General features: G+C 44.4%; 19 protein-coding genes. 5 read left to right on the plus strand and 14 right to left on the minus strand.

All coding sequences use genetic code 11. From position 1 onward, the window contains the following. Positions 1-138: 138 nt before the first annotated feature. The gene (trxA, locus tag G3R49_RS11915; RefSeq protein ID WP_130600809.1) at positions 139-465 is read right to left on the minus strand and encodes a thioredoxin TrxA; all 327 of its coding nucleotides are present in this window, start codon (positions 463-465) and stop codon (positions 139-141) included. 281 nt (positions 466-746) lie between these two features. On the opposite strand from trxA, the gene rhlB reads away from it, so the two are divergent. Together rhlB and G3R49_RS11925 are read left to right on the plus strand one after the other, a co-directional pair. Continuing rightward, on the plus strand, positions 747-2,051 hold the full coding sequence (gene rhlB, locus G3R49_RS11920; RefSeq protein ID WP_130600811.1) for an ATP-dependent RNA helicase RhlB: 1,305 nt from the start codon (positions 747-749) through the stop codon (positions 2,049-2,051). Positions 2,052-2,308: 257 nt separating this feature from the next. Beyond that, positions 2,309-3,223 carry an exopolyphosphatase gene (locus G3R49_RS11925; RefSeq protein WP_130600813.1) on the plus strand — a complete coding sequence of 305 codons (915 nt, stop codon included), beginning with the start codon at positions 2,309-2,311 and terminating at the stop codon, positions 3,221-3,223. A gap of 129 nt (positions 3,224-3,352) precedes the next feature. Here the strand turns inward: G3R49_RS11925 and G3R49_RS11930 are convergent, their stop codons facing one another. From G3R49_RS11930 to rraA, 13 genes are all read right to left on the minus strand, one after another. Continuing rightward, the gene (locus G3R49_RS11930; RefSeq protein ID WP_130600815.1) at positions 3,353-3,910 is read right to left on the minus strand and encodes a thioredoxin family protein; all 558 of its coding nucleotides are present in this window, start codon (positions 3,908-3,910) and stop codon (positions 3,353-3,355) included. A 208-nt stretch (positions 3,911-4,118) separates the two neighbouring features. After that, positions 4,119-5,132: a porphobilinogen synthase gene (gene hemB / locus G3R49_RS11935; protein WP_130600817.1), complete on the minus strand. Its 1,014-nt coding sequence runs from the start codon at positions 5,130-5,132 to the stop codon at positions 4,119-4,121. Between the two features lie 18 nt (positions 5,133-5,150). Beyond that, positions 5,151-7,133, minus strand: coding sequence for a diguanylate cyclase (locus tag G3R49_RS11940; RefSeq protein WP_242620209.1), 1,983 nt, complete (start codon positions 7,131-7,133; stop codon positions 5,151-5,153). Beyond that, entirely contained in the window at positions 7,123-7,947 is an 825-nt protein-coding gene (locus G3R49_RS11945) for a TatD family hydrolase (RefSeq protein WP_130600821.1), read from the minus strand. The genes G3R49_RS11940 and G3R49_RS11945 overlap by 11 nt, the downstream gene beginning before the upstream one ends. Continuing rightward, positions 7,947-8,474 (minus strand): hypothetical protein, encoded by a 528-nt coding sequence (locus G3R49_RS11950; RefSeq protein WP_242620210.1) that lies wholly within the window; start codon positions 8,472-8,474, stop codon positions 7,947-7,949. The genes G3R49_RS11945 and G3R49_RS11950 overlap by 1 nt, the downstream gene beginning before the upstream one ends. Positions 8,475-8,568: 94 nt before the next feature. Next, positions 8,569-9,321 (minus strand): twin-arginine translocase subunit TatC, encoded by a 753-nt coding sequence (gene tatC, locus G3R49_RS11955; protein WP_130600823.1) that lies wholly within the window; start codon positions 9,319-9,321, stop codon positions 8,569-8,571. 3 nt (positions 9,322-9,324) lie between these two features. Beyond that, positions 9,325-9,741, minus strand: a complete 417-nt coding sequence (gene tatB / locus G3R49_RS11960) for a Sec-independent protein translocase protein TatB (RefSeq protein ID WP_130600825.1) — start codon at positions 9,739-9,741, stop codon at positions 9,325-9,327. 6 nt (positions 9,742-9,747) lie between these two features. Then, a complete protein-coding gene (gene tatA / locus G3R49_RS11965; protein ID WP_130600827.1) occupies positions 9,748-9,978 on the minus strand; it encodes a Sec-independent protein translocase subunit TatA in 231 nt (76 codons plus the stop codon). 132 nt (positions 9,979-10,110) lie between these two features. After that, positions 10,111-11,760, minus strand: a complete 1,650-nt coding sequence (gene ubiB, locus G3R49_RS11970) for a ubiquinone biosynthesis regulatory protein kinase UbiB (protein ID WP_130600829.1) — start codon at positions 11,758-11,760, stop codon at positions 10,111-10,113. A gap of 79 nt (positions 11,761-11,839) precedes the next feature. Next, positions 11,840-12,457 carry an SCP2 domain-containing protein gene (locus G3R49_RS11975; protein ID WP_167869813.1) on the minus strand — a complete coding sequence of 206 codons (618 nt, stop codon included), beginning with the start codon at positions 12,455-12,457 and terminating at the stop codon, positions 11,840-11,842. Further along, entirely contained in the window at positions 12,457-13,212 is a 756-nt protein-coding gene (gene ubiE / locus G3R49_RS11980) for a bifunctional demethylmenaquinone methyltransferase/2-methoxy-6-polyprenyl-1,4-benzoquinol methylase UbiE (protein ID WP_130600833.1), read from the minus strand. The genes G3R49_RS11975 and ubiE overlap by 1 nt, the downstream gene beginning before the upstream one ends. A gap of 269 nt (positions 13,213-13,481) precedes the next feature. Next, a complete protein-coding gene (locus tag G3R49_RS11985) occupies positions 13,482-14,540 on the minus strand; it encodes a formimidoylglutamase (RefSeq protein WP_130600835.1) in 1,059 nt (352 codons plus the stop codon). A gap of 189 nt (positions 14,541-14,729) precedes the next feature. Then, positions 14,730-15,215, minus strand: coding sequence for a ribonuclease E activity regulator RraA (gene rraA, locus G3R49_RS11990; protein WP_130600837.1), 486 nt, complete (start codon positions 15,213-15,215; stop codon positions 14,730-14,732). Between the two features lie 375 nt (positions 15,216-15,590). On the opposite strand from rraA, the gene G3R49_RS11995 reads away from it, so the two are divergent. The 3 genes from G3R49_RS11995 (at position 15,591) to G3R49_RS12005 (ending at position 17,819) form a co-directional block, all read left to right on the plus strand. Then, positions 15,591-15,839 (plus strand): YgjV family protein, encoded by a 249-nt coding sequence (locus tag G3R49_RS11995; protein ID WP_130600839.1) that lies wholly within the window; start codon positions 15,591-15,593, stop codon positions 15,837-15,839. 317 nt (positions 15,840-16,156) lie between these two features. Beyond that, positions 16,157-16,672, plus strand: coding sequence for a phosphatase PAP2 family protein (locus G3R49_RS12000; RefSeq protein WP_130600841.1), 516 nt, complete (start codon positions 16,157-16,159; stop codon positions 16,670-16,672). 97 nt (positions 16,673-16,769) lie between these two features. Further along, complete coding sequence (locus G3R49_RS12005; RefSeq protein WP_167869814.1) at positions 16,770-17,819, plus strand: MJ1255/VC2487 family glycosyltransferase; 1,050 nt, start codon at positions 16,770-16,772, stop codon at positions 17,817-17,819. Positions 17,820-17,826: the final 7 nt, after the last annotated feature.

Raw genomic sequence — 17,826 nt, forward strand, 5'->3', positions numbered from 1 at the left:
GAGAAATGGGTTAGTTGGAAAATCTGCTGAATAAATTAGCACTATCTGGGTAGTACGTCCAGATTTTTAAAGACAAAGTAGCACAAATTGTTCACAACTTGCGCTACTTATCACTTTAACTTGTCGTTGAGACAGGGATTAGACTTGAGCGTCTACAAACTCTTTAAGTTGAGTTTTTGAAAGTGCGCCAACTTTAGTTGCGACTAGCTCACCGCCTTTGAACATAAGCAGTGTAGGGATACCACGTACACCGTACTTAGCTGGAGAAACGTTGTTTTGGTCAACATTTAACTTAGCTACAGTTAGTTTACCTTCGTACTCTTGAGCTACGTCGTCTAGGATTGGGGCAATCATTTTACAAGGACCACACCACTCAGCCCAGAAGTCTACCAGCACTGGTAGTTCTGATTTGATGACGTCGTTTTCAAAGCTATCGTCGCTCAAGGTTACAATTTTATCGCTCATGTTGTTCTCCAGAATTGGTACCATTGCTAGTTTATTAATGGCTTACCATGTATATTGGGTCAGTTAAATCGCTTTTCAAGTGACCAAGTGAAATATCCGTTTATAAATGACCGGAACAATGTTTAAAAATATTCCGATTAGTGCAACAAAGTTGTTGCAATTTAATAGCACGGATGAACAATGACGCTATTTCAAACGAAAGTTTCTTTTTTTGCAACCCTAAATAGGGGGCAAGGCTCATAACGAAAGGTTATGAGCCATAATGCTACGAGCTAGGTGCCATGAGCCAAAAACATTTATCGACACAGAAGTTTGCTGAATTTCCACTTAATCCTAAAGTGCAAGCAGCATTGAACGAGAACGGCTTTGAATTTTGCACGCCAATTCAGGCGTTATCTTTACCAGTTTTATTGCAAGGCAAAGATATTGCCGGTCAGGCGCAAACGGGTACCGGTAAAACTATGGCCTTTTTGGTCGCCACCTTTAACCACTTGCTTACGGTTGACGCGCCTGAAGGTCGAGCGCCTACTCAGCCTCGCGCAATCATTATGGCGCCCACTCGTGAGTTGGCGATTCAAATTGCTAAAGATGGCAAGTTGCTAGCGAAACATACAGGTTTAAAAGTCGGCATCGTTTACGGCGGTGAAAGTTATGAGACTCAACGTGAAGTGCTTGATAAAGGCGTTGATATTCTTATTGGTACGACTGGCCGTATTATCGATTACGTTCGCCAAGGCGTAATTAGCCTTAATCATATCCAAGCTGTGGTGCTTGATGAAGCTGACCGCATGTTTGACCTTGGCTTTATTAAAGATATCCGCTTCTTGTTCCGTCGCATGCCTGACGCTAATGCGCGCTTGAACATGTTGTTCTCTGCGACGCTTTCAATGAAGGTACAAGAACTGGCGTACGATCACATGAACGATCCTGAAAAGGTTGAAATTGCGCCACTTGAAAAGACGTCTAAGAATATTAAAGAAGAGCTGTTCTATCCGTCGATGGAAGACAAGATGCGCTTGCTACTGAGTTTGATTGAAGAAGACTGGCCTGAAAAAGCTATTGTCTTTTCAAATACCAAACACAGCTGTGAGAAAGTCTGGTCATGGCTTGAGGGTGACGGTCACCGAGTCGGTTTGCTTACCGGAGATGTGCCGCAGAAAAAGCGTATTCGCATTCTAGAGCAGTTCACTAAAGGCCAATTAGATTTATTGGTTGCCACCGACGTTGCAGCCCGCGGCCTGCATATCTCTGATGTGTCGCACGTTTATAACTATGACTTACCAGATGACTGCGAAGATTATGTACACCGTATTGGTCGTACAGGCCGCGCTGGTGCTAAAGGTGTGTCGGTGAGTTTTGCCTGTGAAGAGTATGCGCTTAATTTGCCTGCTATTGAGCAGTACATTGACCATGCGATCCCAGTGAGTAATTACGATCACGAAGCTTTACTTGATGATATTCCACCGCCAGTGCGTATTCATCGCAAACATCCAACCACGCGTACTCGCGATGGTGCAGGTAGCCAAGGTGCTCATCGTAGCGGCGCTAAACGCCCACAACGTCACCGCAGTCGCCGCCAAGCATAATTAGCTCATAACACTGACTCTCGCCTCGCTAGAGTCAGTGTTTTTTTATATCCGTAAAAAATTTGTTTCATACCAATTGGGATAAATACGTGAGCAGAGATTACGCAGGAAAAATCGCGTAGAACAAGGTAGAAATTGCAGCTAGCTAGTTGCTCTACCTACAAAATTTCTAACGACGTTATACGTGATTTTCACCAGTAAGAATGTTCACATACTTGTGCTGATTGGTATCAAGGGTAAGAGAACAAGAATACGCCATGTCATCAGAACTCTATGCAGCAATTACGTTAGGCTCTAACAGCTTTAATATGTTGGTAGCGCAGACCATAGATGCTAAGCCAACCATCATTGCTAAGTATAAGCAAAAGGTGCGTCTGGCTGAGGGGATCAACGCTGATGGTGCGTTGTCAGCCGATGTCATGCAGCGCGGTTTAGATTGCCTTGCCATGTTTACCCAAAAGGCAAATGAGCATCAAATTAAGGCGGCTAATGTTGCTGTGCTGGCAACAGCAACGCTGCGCAGTATCAACAATGCTGACGAGTTCGATACTAAGGCTAAACCGATATTCCCATTTGCCATTGAGATCATTACAGGCCAACGTGAAGCTGAGCTAATTTATCAGGGCATGACGGCAACAACCAAGGTTCAGGGGCGGTGTTTAGTCATCGACATTGGTGGTGCCAGCACTGAGTTTATTGTTGGCGAAGATAAACACGTGCTTTTTAAAACCAGTGTTGCCATGGGTGGTGTGCGCTTTAATCAAAGCATTTTTACCGAGCAGCCCTATGCACTTGCGCACTTTGAGCAAGCAAAAGAGGCTGTGAGGCTTGCGCTTGGTGATGAGCTCAGCGCGATACGAGAGCTTGGCTGGCAGCAGGTACTTGGCGCATCTGGTGCAGTGCAGACCTTGATGACGCTGCAGCGAAATCGCGGTAATGCAGAGCTAATTGATTCAGCATTACTTGAGCAAGTCCGTGATGAAGTGATTGCTCAGGGTAAGCATGATATAGCGCAAATAGAAGGCGTTGATGCTGAGCAAGCACCGACATTAGCCGCTGGCGTTGCCATCTTGCTTGCCTTATTTGAATTGCTTGATATCAAGCAACTCGACCTTGCTGGCGGTGCACTACGTGAAGGTGTGTTGCAGATGTTGGCTGATAGAGTCTCATAACATCTGCCAACGAATTACTCGTTTTTCAAGTGGCAGTTTTGCCAAAACCTATGTTCGCCCTAAAAATCGAAAAGCCTGACATAAGTCAGGCTTTTTTCTTTTTCGGCTACTTTGCCTTACGCTACAGCTTTAGTCAGCTAAAATCTGGTACAAATCACCTTCTAAAGAGTCCGTTGGGCTCTCGACAATAGTGCCAATTTTCTTATCGTCTTGATGGACAATAAAGGTTGGAATTCGGGTGAATTCATATTCTGCGGCTAAACCTTCTGGGTCTTTTTTGCTGCGATCGATGCCAATGTATTTTACCGTGATGTTCGGGTTGTTTACCTCGTTTAGAATGCGCATGAAGCGCGGCGTCTCACGGTGGCAATCTGGGCACCAAGTACCAATAATTACCACGATGTCCGTTGGTTTATCGATATTCTTTAGCTTAGCAATAATTGCCTGATCAGCTTGGTATTGCTGATATTCCTCAGCATAGCCTGGTAGCTGCTGCTCAATTTGTTGTTGGCTAACAATTCCTGTGATAATCACTTCTTCAGTCTCCTCACTACAAGTGGCAATAAAGCCTTTGTTGGTTTCTGCGTCGAATGCACAGCCGCTGCCAGCAAAACTTGGTACAGCGAATAGTGTGGATGATAAAAGTAAAGCGCTGGAAACGAAAACAGTTTTAGTGATTTTTTGCATAAGTTCTACAACTTCTTTAAAAGAAACTTTACCTATTATTCAATCACTGTACATGCTAATTAAGAAGTAATCGATGAACGATTTGTAAGCTGTATCACTAAAAAAAGGGAAGCATCAGCTTCCCTTAATTTTGATTTCATTTTGTTATCACACTATTTAAAAAACTGTGATATCAATGGTTTCTCTTTGAGTTTGCGTCCTAGCGTGCTTAACCTTGGTCTTCTTTTAACCACTGTGCAGCTTGCTTAGCAAAGTAAGTTAAAATGCCGTCAGCGCCAGCGCGCTTAAAGCAAAGTAGTGATTCCATTACAATTGCTTTTTCGGCTAACCAACCGTTTTGAATTGCTGCCATGTGCATTGCGTACTCACCACTTACCTGGTAAGCAAACGTTGGTACAGCTAGTTCAGTTTTCACACGGCGAACGATATCAAGATATGGCATACCAGGTTTAACCATTACCATGTCAGCGCCTTCTTGGATATCTAAAGCCACTTCGTGAAGTGCTTCATCGCTGTTAGCTGGGTCCATTTGGTAGCTATGTTTGTTGCCACCTTTTAAGTTGCCCGCTGAGCCAACTGCATCGCGAAATGGACCATAGTAGTTTGATGAATACTTAGCTGAGTAAGCCATGATTTGGGTATTAACGTGTCCAGCTTCTTCTAGCGCTTGGCGAATAGCGCCAATGCGGCCGTCCATCATATCTGATGGCGCTACCATATCAGCACCTGCTTCTGCGTGTGAAAGCGCTTGCTTGACTAGAATCTCAGTGGTGACATCGTTAAGAATATAGCCGGTATCGTCGATGATGCCGTCTTGACCGTGAGTAGTAAAAGGGTCAAGTGCAACGTCGGTCATCACACCTAGTTCTGGGAAGGCATGTTTTAGCTCACGCACCGCACGTTGTACTAGTCCTTCTGGGTTGTAGGCTTCTTCGGCCATTAATGACTTTTTCTCACCTGGTGTTACCGGGAATAAAGCAATTAAGGGAATACCTAGCTCAACTAGCTCTGCAGCTTCTTTTAACAGTAAATCAATAGAGTAACGCTGCACGCCCGGCATAGAGGCAACTTGCTCAGTGCGGTTGTTACCTTCAAGAATGAACATTGGGTAAATCAAGTCATTGACTGATAACTGGTTTTCAGCCATTAAACGGCGGCTAAAGTCATGTTTACGCATGCGGCGCATTCTGCGCTGAGGGAAAGCACTAGTTATAAGATTCACTGTCGACTCCTGTTCAATTTATTCTGTTGTTTGCTCAAAGTAACAAACTTTATTTCGGCCACTGCGTTTGGCGTCATATAAGGCTTTATCAGCCTGATCCAGCAGCTGCATTGGATGAGTCTCATCTTCAATGATAGCTACGCATACGCCAATACTAATGGTCAGTGGGAACGATTGCCCTTGCCAGTGAATTTGTAACTCACTCACAGCTTTGCGCATTTGCTCTGCCACTACCATGGCACCTTGTTTGGTCGTGTTCGGCAGTATGATAGCAAACTCTTCGCCGCCAAAACGTGACACCAGATCGGTTGGACGTTTTATTTGTGCAGATAATGTTTTAGCAATTGCTTGAATAGTGCTGTCGCCAGCAAGGTGACCATATTGATCATTGATAGGCTTAAATTTGTCAATATCTACCATCAATAATCCCATTGGGGTTTGTTGACGGCGACTGATACGCCCTTCAGCAACCAGGCGCTTGTCAAAGGCGTGGCGGTTTTTAACGCCAGTGAGCGGATCTGTGGTGCTTTGCTCTGTCAGTTTTTGATTGACGTCATTTAGCTCGCGTAAAGTTACTTCGAGCTCAAGGGTGCGCTCTTGCACCATATTCTCTAGGCGCTCATTGGTCTCTTCTTCAATGCGAACTGCTTCCTCGCGGTTTTGGCGAATACGCTCGGCTTGCTCTAAGGCTTTCTGTTGAATGCGCAACTTATCTTTACGCTCTTCGTTGTAGCGAATGGCCAGCACTGCCGCCATGATAATGACTTCAAAGGTTAACCCGAAGGTAACAGGTGTTTGCAGCTTCCAGTTTAGATCGAGAATACCAAAGTACAATAAGCCGCTAACCATACCGCCCGTTAGCAAACCTAAGCGAGCAATAAAGTACAAGGTGGCATTGCGAATACCGCTAAGTGATTGCACGAGTGCCACTCCCGCCATCCAACTCAGGGTCACCATGATGGTGATAAATACGATATACAAACTCACGCTATAGTCGATAAGTGGCAGTAATAGGCTAAGCGCTAGTGAGCTGACGGCCAGAATGCGACAGGTACGTAGCATATTGATATTACGGTATTTAAGCTGCAGGACCTTTTCGGTGAACATTAATGAAAATGCCAGAATAATTGGCAATATAATGATTAACACGTGTTGTTGCAGCTTAGGTGACTCAGGCCAAATAAATTGAAAACCAACCCCGTGCAAAGTGATGATCATCAATGAGATACCTAGCACATACCCACAGTAGTAACTGTAGCTATATGAGCCTGATGCCAGTGCGATAAACAAACTGAAAACAGCGATAGCGAGCAACATACCTATTTGAATGCCATGGAGTAAGTTGCTGCTTTCCATGGTTTCAGTTAGATCATTTGGCGACCACAGGGTCATCGGCAAGTTCATATTGCCTTTGGTGTCGATACGTAGGTAAAAGGTGTGGGTTTGCTGCGGCTCAATGTCAAAAGGATAAAGGAAGATGTTGCTGTGCAGCGGCCTTTGATTGAAAGGCAAGGTATCACCCATGCGTTCAAAGTTAGTGATTTTGCCATCAATGAAATGATACAGCTTAATACTATCAAGCAGTGGGTTATCTAGGGCAATAATTCGGGATAACATCTCATCATCTGGATTGTATATGCTCATGGCGACCCAGATGTTTTTCACCCCAATCCTGTGGTTGGCATCTTGTTTTAGCGCCTGCCATTGGCTAATGGGTTCCGATAAAATGGAGGGTAGTTTACTTATTTCTTGGGTTTTATGAATATACAGCCAGTCTTGTAAATCGATTTTGGTGATTGAGTCAGCGGTTAAGCGCAGTGGGACAAAGCTTGCTTGAGGCGACGAAGCTACCTTTGGGCTGTGTTCGATTTGGTTTGCCGCATTATGTTTGGCAGTATTGATGTTATCAGGCGCAGTAGCCTGTGCCCAAGTTGCAAAAAATCCTATCCATATCGTGATGATAAATAAACTAACTAGCGCAAAAAGTCCTTTAGCGTTCAACCCGTTGTGTCTCCAACACAGTATCTTCAAGATTAAAAAATGCTTGGCTATTATCATAGCAGTGTTTAGCCAATTGTTCAGGGCATTGATCGCGTAACTTTGCCATAGTTTCAACAATATAGGGTAAATACTGTGGCAAGTTCTTACTCGATTTTGGTTTAGGGCGCATGCTTCTTGGCAGCAAGTAAGGGCTGTCAGTTTCTGCCATTAGGCGGTTGTTTGGGATCAGTGGAACTAACTGTGCTAATTCCTGGCCGCGGCGTTCATCGCATATCCAACCTGTAATACCAATATACAAGTCTTGCTGTAAGCACGCTTCTAGTTCAACTTGAGTGCCAGTAAAACAGTGTAACAGTGCTCTAGGCAGCTCAGGTCGGTAGTCCTTGAGGATATCAATAAAGTCATCGTGCGCCTCACGGCAATGCATTAACACTGGCATGTTAAGCTCACAGGCGATTTCAAGCTGTTTAGCAAATACGTCTCGCTGCAGATCTCGCGGTGAAAAATCGCGGTTATAATCCAGGCCGCATTCACCAATTGCAACTACCTCAGGTTTTGCCGCCAAGGTTATGATGCTTTGGCGGCTATGCTGATCCCAATCTTTAGCATGATGTGGATGCACGCCCGCAGTGCTGAACAGTTTTCCGGGGTGGGCAGAGCAAAGTCGTTGAGACTCGATGCTCTCATCGATATCGCTACCGATAACAATCAAGGGAGACACACCCACATTAGCCGCGTCACTAATCACACTGTCGATATGGTTAGCTAATTGCGGGCTTAGGATGTTCACCGCGATGTCGATATGCTGCACCACTATTTAACTCTTTTTACTCTCGTGGTGCTGTTGCGGTCTTCAACGCCAAGATTAAATGAGCCAAACATCCCTGTTTCAATGCTGACAACTTGCCCTGGTTTTAACTTGTAGCGGCGAGATTCACTCTGTTTCCATACCTGCCCATTATCTAACGTAATAATAAAGGCGTCATATGGGTCTTTTTTTACATTAACTATGGTGGCGGAGATTTTCTCAACCTCCTCTTCTACTTTCTTTTTGAGGCCAAACTCTTGCTGCTGGCTAGTGATTGATTCTGATACTGAAGCTGTGCTTACCGAGGCTGTATTTGCAACAACTACTGGCGGGGCTTGTTCGGTCGAGTTTGCAACTGGTTGAATGGACATAGTGCCCACTGAAGCTGCTAGCTTGTCGTAACAAATTAGCCTATCTAATTTATCTTGTACGCCACCACACTGAATTAGTTGTTGCTCTAACGAGGTATTTGCCAACACTGGCATGGCACAAAAAGAAGTGATAAATGCGGTGGTTATCCAACGAAGCTTCATAAAAACCGTCCTGTTGTTTTTGTTATGGCATAAAAAAGGGTGGAAACCCACCCTTTAGATAACGCGATGCTTGTTATGTCAGCCTGATTACTGATTAAGAATCCTCACTTGCGGTGGGCTCTTCTTCGTCATCGCCTTTGGGTGTGTACATCCTAGCAGCAATCAAACCGCCTTCAAATAGCAGTAGCATAGGAATTGCCAGCATGGTTTGCGAGATAATGTCAGGCGGTGTTAACAGCATGCCAATAACAAACGCACCTACGATAATGTAAGGACGTTTTGTTTGTAGCTCTTGTGGTGTTGTCACACCTGCCCAGCAAAGTAGTACCACAGCAACTGGGATTTCAAAGGCTAAACCAAAGGCAAAAAACAGCTTTAAAATAAAGCTTAAATAGCTGCTTATGTCGGTTGCGACTTCAACTCCCTCTGGAGCTACACTGGTGAAAAAGCCAAAGACCACTGGGAACACCACGTAATACGCGAATGCTATACCAAGATAAAACAGCAGTGTACTACTGACGAGCAATGGCACAACTAAGCGTTTTTCGTGCTTATAAAGTCCAGGGGCGATAAACGACCAGATTTGGAATAACACATAAGGTATTGCCACAAAAAATGACAGTACTAAGGTTAATTTAAACGGCGCAAAGAACGGCGCTGCAACGTCTGTGGCAATCATGCTGCCGGTTTCTGGCAGAGATTGCATCAATGGCGTTGCGACATATTGATAGATATCGTTCGCCCAATATACGGTGGCGACGAATACTAGCAATACGCTGGCAATTGCTCTTAGCAGCTTGGTTCTTAATTCAAGCAAATGACTAATAAGAGGTTGCTGTTGCGACATGAATTATCCGTTAGGTTTTGAGCTAGTCTCGCTGTTGTCAGCGCTTTTACTCGAGGTTTCCTGAGTATCGCTTGCCGTAGATTTTGGCTTGATACTAGGTGTAGTAGCTGATGAGTCATCGTCAACTTGGTAAGGACGATTAACCGATTGAGCCGCTTCTTTTAGTTGGTCGATAGACTGTTGCAACTCAGGAGAAAGGTTAGATAAACCTTTGTTTTCTGCCTTTTTCAGATCTGAGTGTAGCTGCTCAATCTGCAGCTCTTGCTCCAGTTCATCTTTAACAGAGTTAGCCATGCGTTTCATCGCACGGATCCAACCTGTGATTGAGCGAACTGCGACGGGTAATCTTTCGGGGCCAAGTACCACTAGCCCCAATATGCCTATCAGCAGCAGCTCCATAAAGCCGATACCGTCAAACATAATCGATTACGCCTGTTCTTTATCCTTAGACTCAGGCTTTTTTTCTTCAGCCTGTTGTGAAGTTTGTGCAACTTCTTTTTCTTCTAGTGCTTTTTTGTCTTCGTCAGACATGGCGTTCTTGAAGCCTTTCACTGCCCCACCAAGATCACCACCAAGCGAACGTAGTTTCTTCGTTCCGAATAGTAATACGACAATTAACGCAATAATAAGAAGCTGCCAAATACTGATGCCGCCCATGAAGATTTCCTCTTAAAAAATGAGATGTAATTTGTTACTTAAATTGTCAAACAATGGCAACTTTCGTTACTGGGGTAAGATGATAGTGCCAAATAATTTAAGTATTATGAACTTCTAATAAATAAGTGCTAGCTAAAATTTACGATTCTTTGGTCTAGATCTCCATCCGACCAGCCATAACACCGTACCTAAGCTAATGCTTACATAAGCTGGCCATAGTGTAACGCTTTGAGTAAATAATATTGTGCCACAGATCAACAATACGGCAGAAGTGATTAATAGATATTGGCTTTTGTGAGATTTTTGTTGGAAATTCAGGTATCTATCTAACATTTGTTGCTGGGTTCCCAGCAGTTTTCGGCCCATTTTCAGGTTATCGATAACCAGTTCAGGGATTTCCGGAAGCTTATCGGACCAATAAGGGATATTGGCTTTTACTTTATTATACATAGCTTTAGGGCCAACTTGCTCCGACATCCACTCTTCTAAAAACGGTTTTGCTGTTTGCCAAAGATCAAGTTGTGGGTAGAGTTGCCTTCCTAAGCCTTCGATATAAAGTAAGGTTTTTTCAAGTAATACCAACTGTGGTTGTACCACAATGTCAAACTGACGCGCGGTTCTAAATAGCTCAAGTAGCACGTGACCAAATGAGATTTCATCAAGCGGCTTGTTGAACATAGGCTCACACACAACTTTAACAGCTTGTTCAAACGCCAGCACATCGGTGTTTTCAGATACCCAACCTGACTCAATGTAAAGCTGAGCAATGCGGTGATAGTCGCGGTTGAAAAAGGCTAAGAAGTTCTCTGCAAGGTAGCGCTTATCTTGTTCGGTTAAGGTACCCATAATCCCGCAATCGAGCCCGATGTAATAAGGGTTTTCTGGGTGCTCCTCGCTAATGAAAATATTGCCAGGATGCATATCAGCATGGAAGAAGTTATCGCGAAATACTTGAGTGAAAAACAGTTCAACGCCGCGTTCAGCCAGCAGTTTTAGGTTGGTCCCCTGGGCTTTTAATGCGTCAGTGTCAGATACAGGAATACCATAAACACGCTCCATCACCATCAGGCGAGGGTAGCAGTGTTCTTCATAAACGTAAGGTATGTATAGCGCATCTGAATCGAGGAAATTATTGCGCAGCTTGATGGCGTTTAAAGCTTCAAGTTTGAGATTCAATTCACCCAAAATTGTTATTTGGTAGTCTTCAATGACCTCTGCAGGACGTAGACGGTTGCCTTCACCCAAAATACGCTCAAGCATGTTGGCGCCTTGAGACATCATCAGTAAGTCTGCGCGGATTTTTTGTTCCACATTTGGGCGCAGTACTTTCAGAACGACTTCTTTACCATTGGACTTTAAGGTTGCCGTGTGTACTTGCGAGATAGATGCTGATGCTAGAGGTGTCTCATCGAAGTTATCGAATAGTGATTCAATGGGCGCTTTTAGCTCTTCCTCGATGGCTTGCCTTGCTAAGGCGGAGTCAAAGGGCGGTACCCTGTCTTGCAGCATAGCGAGTTGGTAAGCCCACTCGTCATCAAGCAAGTCTCTGCGGGTTGACAGCATTTGCCCAAGCTTGATGTAAACCGGCCCGAGCTCTTGCATCGCCAGTTTTAGGCGCTCAGCTGAGGTTTTGTCTTTGTGCTTGTTGCGCAGCCAGAATAGGCTGGCGCGAGCCATACGGAAATACCAAGGCGCTTTGTGTTTAGAAATGAGGTCGTCTAAACCATAATTGAGAATGGTTTTGATGACTTGATAGCCGCGCTTGATACTTGCAATGGTCATGAATGTCCTTTTTTATCGTGTAGCTTGTCCTTGAAGAGCCTTAAATTAGCGAGCAATTATCAATGCTAACTGAATACAATTAACTTAGTCGCCGGGTCAGCAGAGTGACTCTATTAGCTAGCGATTCTGCATCTTTACTTAGGTCTTCAAGGTTGTCGCAAAAGTGCAGGTATTCAATTTTGTGCACAGCGACTTTATATTCTTCTGTTGCTAATTGCCCTATATGATCCAGGCTTTTACCAAATACCTGTTTCGCCGATTTCGCTAACCATTTGCTGTGTTCTGTGAGCATATGGGTGGGGCCGTCACCAACATATTTCGACAGAGGCTCGGCAATATCAAAATCTATGTGCTGTACAAAATGGCTGAAGGTTTGCAACAGTTGGATATCGCCTTCTAAGCGTAATTTATCCTGCTTAATCAACTCGGTGAGGTTAGCGCCTTCCTTAATTTGATATAGCGTCGAGGCATCGGCATCGACCCGAACATCGACCTCACCTTCATAGCGGCTAAGTACTTGAAGTTGCTTAGCAAACACCAAGTACATTGGCCAACTTAGTTGACTCAGCTGAATGCAAAACACCTTACCATGTAGGTTTTTTAGTTTGGCGTAGTCCATCTTTGCTTGGGTAGGCAGAGCAGCAAAGGCGGTTTCAATTGCGCTGCATGTGAGCAGCGCGAAATGGTTTAACGCCATTAAAACTTATACCCACGGTGTAAGGCGACAATACCATCAGTCATATTGGTGTAATCCACTTGCTCAAAACCAGCATCAAGCATCATTTGCTTTAGTGTATCTTGATCTGGGTGCATGCGAATCGATTCAGCCAGATACTCGTAGCTTTCTGCATCTTGAGTGATAGCCGCGCCCATTTTGGGTAGTACTTTGAAGCTGTATAAGTCATACACTTTACGCATGACTTCATGCTTTGGCTTAGAAAACTCAAGCACTAGTAATTTACCACCTGGCTTTAGTACACGTAGCATTGAGCGCAAAGCTGCGTCTTTATCTGTTACGTTACGCAAGCCAAATGCGATAGTAATAATGTCGAAATGATTATCAGGAAATGGCAGTGCTTCGGCATTAGCTTGTACGTAAGATACGTTATTCACTATGCCTTTATCGCGCAGTTTAGTGCGACCAACTTTTAGCATTGAATCGTTAATGTCGGCTAACACCACTGAGCCAGTGTCACCCACGATACGTGAGAATTTTGCGGTTAAATCACCCGTACCACCAGCTAAGTCAAGAATGTTCATACCAGGGCGCGCAGCGGCGGTTTCAATGGTGTGACGTTTCCATAGACGGTGAATACCGAATGACATCACGTCATTCATAATGTCGTACTTGGCGGCGACTGAATGAAACACGTCAGCAACTAAGTCGGCTTTTTTCTCTGCTTCGACAGTTTTATAACCAAAGTGGGTGTTTTTTGAATCGCCCTCAGACATGGGTCATTTCCTATTTTTTTAAAAATATGTGGTGCGAGTGTATGCCATTGTAACAAGATGCTGAATCTCTGTGCATTGAGATTGTGATGATAATCAATGGTGCTTAAACCAATATGAGTGAGCCTTGGCTCCGACTTTGGTGTACTCTCGCGCTATTTTGTTTGTTGGCTTATGCCACCAACATAAATGGTTACGCTAAATTTTGTGCATTAGACCACAGTCAACAAGCAAAAATCCAGCGCATGTAGCTTCTGATGTTTGTACGTAAGCTAGCTCAATTTAGCTTGCTCACGTCCTTGGATATATGAATAAATCAACTCGCTCAGTGCTTGGCTTACATCTCTAGTACCCGCTGCTTCGCCTGCGTCATGACAACTTGGTGCGGCTTCGGCGATATGGCAATAAGCAGCCGGAGATTTTAGCGCTAGGTAATAGAGATAGTGGCACGCATCGCTAAGTGGAATTCCTGCCATTGTTGATGCACTACTTGGCATCTTATTAATGGCATCCACATCTAACTCAACACCTACAGGACTGCTCGTTTGATTAAGCTTACTAACTGCTTGCTTGAGTGCGTCACTAAAACCAACTTCACGACGAACCCAGATTTGTTGATAGGTGTGCCATGAACCGCCAAAGACGCTAAGTTGTTCTAGTGTCGCTTCGCTGTTTTTTAGCTCATGCAGCCCGAGGACATGATAGTGATTTAATGCGCCGCTAGCCGCGGCATAACTAAAACCATTGCCACTATGGCGGCCTTCTTTAGGACGAAAGTCACTGTGTGGGTCAAGATTAATTGCGGCGAGCCCTTGATTGTAATGCTGTTTGGCCGCGTTGAGGATGGGCAGAGCATTGTTGTGGCCGCCGCCAATAATAATTGGCTCAAGACCGGCCTCAAAAATAGCGTGAATAATCGGCTCGACCTGTTTATCTAATTCGGCCGTTGCAGCGCGCAAAGCATCCACCTGATTAGCTTCAACTTCACTGCTGTTAACTTCGCTGTGCTTTACGTTTGGGGTAAGCTGGATTTCACCCATGATTAAGCACTGTTTACCTGATAAAAAGCGATTGGATTGTAAGTTTAACCATTGCTGCATAGCCGCTTGAAATGCGTTACTGGCACCGCCGCGCCCCAGGTTTGCTTGCGGGCCAACATCTTCTGCAATACCAATGATGGCAAAGCGCGCCCCTTGGGTTTTAGCATTAGACAGAGCGTTTGTAAGCTCTGTATTGGTATCAATTAACTGCACTTGCTGGCCAAGTCGCTGTTCACCCGAACGTTTGCAAAGAGCTTGGTCGATATCAGACTGAGTATAGGGAATTAGCATGTTACATCCTTGAGTTGTGCTCGCTGTTTTTTGTCAGGGCTATGTTATTGTCAAATCACTGCATAGAAACAAAGCTAATCGTTGGGGCAGCAGTACTCAGCGACAGTGTAAAGCACTACAAAAAAAGCCAGCAAAGCTGGCTTTTAATCATTTACGTGCCGCGTTATCGCGCCAATTTTAACTAAAGCGTTAGTCAATATCTAATGCTTCAGGCGATAAGATAATGCCGGTGTTGTCAGCATAAATGTGATCGCCAGGCAGGAAGGTCACACCGCCAAAGTTAACCGGAATTTCAACTTCGCCAACACTGTGTTGATCAGCGCCAACTGGAATAGAGGCGAGTGCCTGAATACCAATATCGAAATCTTCCAATGCATCAACGTCGCGCACGGTGCCGTAGACGATAATGCCTTCCCAGTTATTGTTAACGGCTGTTTCTACAATAGCGGCGTCTAGCAGGGCACGGCGCAGTGAGCCTCCACCATCAACTAGGAGTACCTTACCCTCACCATCTTCTTGAAGTGCTTCGGCGATAAGACCGTTGTCTTCAAAACACTTAATTGTACTAATTGCACCACCGAAAGAGCTGCAGCCACCAAAATTGCTGAACATAGGTTCGACGACATCGACCACATCAATATACATATCGCATAGTTCTGAGGTGTTGTATTCCATAGATAACTCCTAGTGATTAGCGAGGTAATCCTCTGCTATATAAGGCAAAGTTAAATGAATTATATGAGGTTTTGCTGAAAATAAAAGAGGTATTAATCACGGCTTAGTGGTCAAGGTTTTAATTATTTGTTTACTATTTGGAACTCTTTGTTTTATTATTAAGACGAAAACGTGATTTTTGAGTAATTTGTTTTCACAAATTGCGGTTTGAGCCTCTGCTCGCCAGTCAATCTTGCTTAAATCCGTTTTCTAGTTACGTACAGGTTTGCCTGGGTACAGTGCGGTTGATGCTGTTGGGGGCAATTTTGAGTTTGCTTTAGAGGCACGGACCCCTCGTTACGCTTATGGATGGCAGAGAGCCTGAAAGAGGTTCTTATGGAAAATATTAATAACGTTGAATTATTGGGTTATCTTGCGTCGGTAATGGTAGCAATATCTTTAATGATGAAAGATATCATTTGGCTGCGTTGGATTAATTTTATCGGTTGTGCACTGTTTACCGTCTATGGCTACGCCATTGATGCATGGCCGGTTGCAGGGATGAACGCCTTTGTTGCTTGTATCAACATCTATCACCTAACTAAGATTTACCACGGTAAATTTACTCAAGCGCAAACTGCTTGAGGCTAAACGCTACACGAATACTTTAAAGCTCTAATCGCAAAGGTTAGGGCTTTTTTGATCTGCGAGCCTTCTTCAACGTCGCATATTGCTGCTATCTAGGTCTTTTCTCTAGCTCATTTTCTGTGAGAGCCAGTTGTTCTCCCTCGACCATTTACTGGACACTTGTCATAAATGTTTAGGCAAACTGTCATTTACTAGTCATTGCTCATTTTTATCTTGTAAGCATAACTAAAGGCTTGCTGTTATTTAGCCAGAATATGGGTTATCCAAGCGAAGAAGCACAAGCTTCAGGCAAGGTTGCAAGCAAGGAGTGAGCGATGAAGCAACAGTTAGGGTACTGGGATCAGCAGTGGTTTTATAAAACGGTTAATTTTGCGCAAATGCGTGATTTACAAGCTCTTGCGCTGCGCATCTCATCAACCGGCAATGGGCCGCTTTATGTTGTCGCAGCGCTGGCACTGCTGCTTATTCATGAGCAAGGCAGCGCGTTCTTTTACGCTGGCATGGTGAGCTTTGCCATCGAATTACCACTTTATCTGCTGCTTAAAAATGCTATTCGCCGTACGCGGCCATGTCATAGTCTCGCTGGTATTAGTGCAAGCTTTGAGCCATCTGACAAGTTCAGTCTTCCCTCGGGTCACAGTGCTGCGGCGTTTGTCATGGCGAGTTTGGTTTATTGGTTTTTTCCTGTGATGGCACCACTTACTTTTGCTTGGGCTAGCTTGATTGCCATATCACGGGTGATGTTAGGCGTGCATTACCCGCTCGATATTGTCGCGGGTATGAGTTTAGGAATGGGCTCAGTTTGGTGCGCTTATAACCTGTTTCACTAGCAAGCAGACCGGAGCTTAGCAGGTCAGGCACACGATTAATCTATAGATAAAACCGTCCAGTCATATAGCAATAGATTAGCAAAAGGAATACGAGTTAATGAATCTACTCTATGGTGTTCAAGGCACAGGGAATGGCCACATCAGCCGCGCGCGAGTGATGGCAAAGTCACTTGCAAAGCAAAATATCAATGTCGATTTTCTATTTTCTGGTCGTGACGAGTCGCAGTATTTCGATATGCAGTGCTTTGGTGATTACCAAACTCGAAAAGGCATGACCTTTGTCAGCGACAAAGGTCGCATTAGTTACCTAAAAACGGGTAAGCATAATTTATTGTCGCCAATCCGCACCGAGGTGAATCAATTAGATTTATCTGAGTACGATTTAGTGCTTAATGATTATGAACCTGTATCTGCCTGGGCGGCTAAACGTCAGGGAGTAAAATCGATTGCGATAAGTCATCAGGCTGCACTTAAGTACCCGGTACCTAAGCGCAGCTCTAGTTGGTTTAATGATTTATTGATTAATCATTTTGCCCCAGTGGATGTATCGTTAGGGTGTCACTGGCATCATTTTGGTTATCCAATCTTGCCGCCTTTTGTTGACGTTGATCATCTAGGTGTCGGTGATAGTAACAAGGTTTTAGTTTACCTTCCGTTTGAAAGCGCTGATGAAATCGTCGCCTTTTTACGAACTGTCGACAGCGTTGAATTTATTGTTTATCACAAACAAAAACCATCTTTACCCTTGCCTGAACATATTCAATGGAACGGGTTTGATCGTGACGGTTTCAAACGTCATATGGCGCAGTGCAGTGGAGTGATTGGTAATGCCGGGTTTGAGCTTGCAAGTGAAGCCATGGCGTTAGGGAAAAAGCTGCTGGTTAAGCCTCTTCTTGGGCAATTTGAGCAATATGCTAATGTAGCGGCCTTAGAATTACTGGCTGCAGCTGAGAGTATGGCGTCATTGGACTTAACTGTACTCAAGCGCTGGTTAAAAAAGCCATCACCTGCACCGATTGATTACCCTCAAGTGGGGGATACACTAGTGAATTGGATTCTCGCTGGTGATTGGCACGATACAAGAAGCTTGTGTGATGACCTATGGAACCAAGTCGAGTTACCCGACAACTGGCGTAAAAAGCAATAGGATGACT

The organism is Shewanella sp. WXL01 (assembly GCF_012263345.1).
GTDB classification, from domain to species: Bacteria; Pseudomonadota; Gammaproteobacteria; order Enterobacterales; family Shewanellaceae; genus Shewanella; species Shewanella maritima.